The organism is Oscillibacter sp. CU971, from assembly GCF_905219725.1.
In the GTDB taxonomy this organism is placed as follows: Bacteria; Bacillota; Clostridia; order Oscillospirales; family Oscillospiraceae; genus Oscillibacter.
The window spans coordinates 1-2,269 of record NZ_CAJMXG010000371.1 but is presented as its reverse complement, the minus strand read 5'-3'; the positions used below and the strand labels follow the sequence as shown (position 1 = coordinate 2,269).

1 protein-coding gene and 1 pseudogene are annotated in these 2,269 nt (G+C 49.3%); both read left to right on the top strand.

Features of this window, described 5'->3' with window-relative positions:
- Positions 1 to 654: restriction endonuclease subunit S (locus tag JX325_RS15530; protein ID WP_204791962.1), on the top strand; the 654-nt coding region annotated here is incomplete at its 5' end.
- Positions 655 to 1,111: 457 nt separating this feature from the next.
- Positions 1,112 to 1,904: pseudogene (locus JX325_RS15525) on the top strand (CAP domain-containing protein).
- Positions 1,905 to 2,269 lie beyond the last annotated feature (365 nt).

The window sequence follows — 2,269 nt, the reverse complement described above, 5'->3', positions numbered from 1 at the left end:
CCTATGGAAAAACAATATCAGATTGCTTCCGTACTGGATAAAGTCACCAATCTGATTTCCCTCCGCAAACAACAGCTTGCCAAACTGGATGAACTGGTCAATGCGCGGTTTGTGGAGATGTTTAGAGACCCCGTTTGTAACAGCAAAAACCTGCCAACTGAACGGGGTGCGAGCTTTTTCAAATTATCAAATGGAAAATTTGTGCCAGAATCAAGGCGATTGAAGGTTGGTATTCCTGCTTATGGCGGGAACGGGATTTCGAGGTACACGGATGGTGCCAGTATAAAAAAGGACACTCTAGTTGTTGGCCATGCTGGATTTCAGAGCGGCAATATTCATTTTGCAAAAGGGCCTCTGTGGATAACTGATAACGCTATGTACATCAGCGATTACAATACGGAGCAATTTAATTTGTTCTTTCTGTATTCACTGATGGAACACATTGATTTTACTCGTTTTCAAGATGCGGGCGACTTGAAGAAAATAACACAGAAACCCTTTATGAACGTGGAATATATCATGCCTCCAATGCAACTGCAGCGTGAATATGTCGCCTTCGCTGAACAAACCGACAGATCGAAGTTGACAATCCAGCAAAGCTTGGATAAACTGGAAGTGCTGAAAAAAGCGTTGATGCAGGAGTATTTTGGATGAGGTGAAACACATAGATGGATACTGTAATAAGGCGTGTGACCATCTCCTTCTTTGGCCTGTGCTTTAAATTAAAGTATACCACAAACAGAAGGGGATGAAAAGCAGGAGGGCTGGAATTATCACTCAAAATTTGAGTCGCTATATCCAAAGAGGTCCGCAAAGATTTTTTAAACAATTTTTGATGGTTTATAGCCGTTTCTGTTCTGTTTCATTTACTCTCCGGCACTCTTTGAAAACAGTGTTTCCACGAGTTCCATGTCTGTCTGTGGCTGTTTATGTGGTCAAGAAAATCGTCACACCGAAAAAGCTCCTTCACAAACACAACAAAGTACTGTGTAATACGCTTAATTTTCCCCCCTGTATTTCTCCGTTTATCCCTATCGACTTTCCTCTTCTGTTTCGATATTGTGTCACTTGCGAAACCTACACAAAATACAGAAATCAGGAGGAAATGCAAATGACCAGTACGAAAAAGCGCATCACCGCAGCATTGACGGCAGCCATCCTCACAACAACCCTCGCCATCCCCGCCATGGCGACAGAAGCGCCTGACGAACCTGTCCGGGTGAGCAGTTACAAGGGAAGTACCCTGGAGGTAGGAGACCGTAGCGGACTCATCATCGGCCCCAGCGGTACGGACTACACTGTTACCTCCAGCAACCCGGACACAGTGGCGGTGGAGCAGGTGCTGACCTTCTGGGTTGCTGTCGCCAAAGCGGAGGGGACTGCGGAAATCACGGCAACCAACAGCGCCGGGGAACAACGCCGGGGAACATGGGAGCGTGACGCTGACGGTCGGTCCCGCTACTCCAGCTATGCCGGAAACCACCGCCAGCGGGGACAGTGCTGGCCTGACAGACAATATGGAGATACGGCAGGAGATGATCCGCCTCATCAACCAGACCAGAAAGGCCAATGGAGTGTCAGAGTTGCCGGTCAATGAGGCCCTGATGAACGCCGCCCAAGCCTGCTCCAACCAGCGGTACACCTGGCACCACTCCCCAGAGGAAAGCAAGGCCGCTGTCGATGCTGGCTACCCCTACGGCTTCGGCGACAACCTCACCGTGTTCACTGGTACAGACAACGCCGCTCAGCGCGCTGTCGACAATTGGATCAACTCGCCCGGCCACTTCCAGACCATGATCGACCCGAGATGCGACTGCATCGGCGTGGGCGTGACCCAGTACGACGGCATCACCTACTGCTACATGTTCGTCGGGATACCCAACAGTGTCAACTTCTATGCGTAACCAAATATGAACCAAAACGGTGCATTCCGGGCAGTGTGGAACGCACCGTTTTCCTGTTCATCGGGAGAACACCCCCTGTCAAATATTGCGTACCAGTAAACAATGAAATAACGCCTTGTAACTGAAGGTGTTCTCAGTTACAATGTAATAAATTGCCGATATAAGGAGGGAACCGCGATGTCGCCAGAAGAAAAGGCTCGTCTTGTGATAGACCAAAAGCTGATACAGTCCGGCTGGATGATCCAGGATATGAAACACCTGAATCTGTCCTCTGCCATAGGCGTAGCAGTGCGGGAGTTTCCAACCAGCACAGGCGAGGTGGACTATGCCCTCTTTATTGACGGAACCCCTGTAGGCGTTGTGGA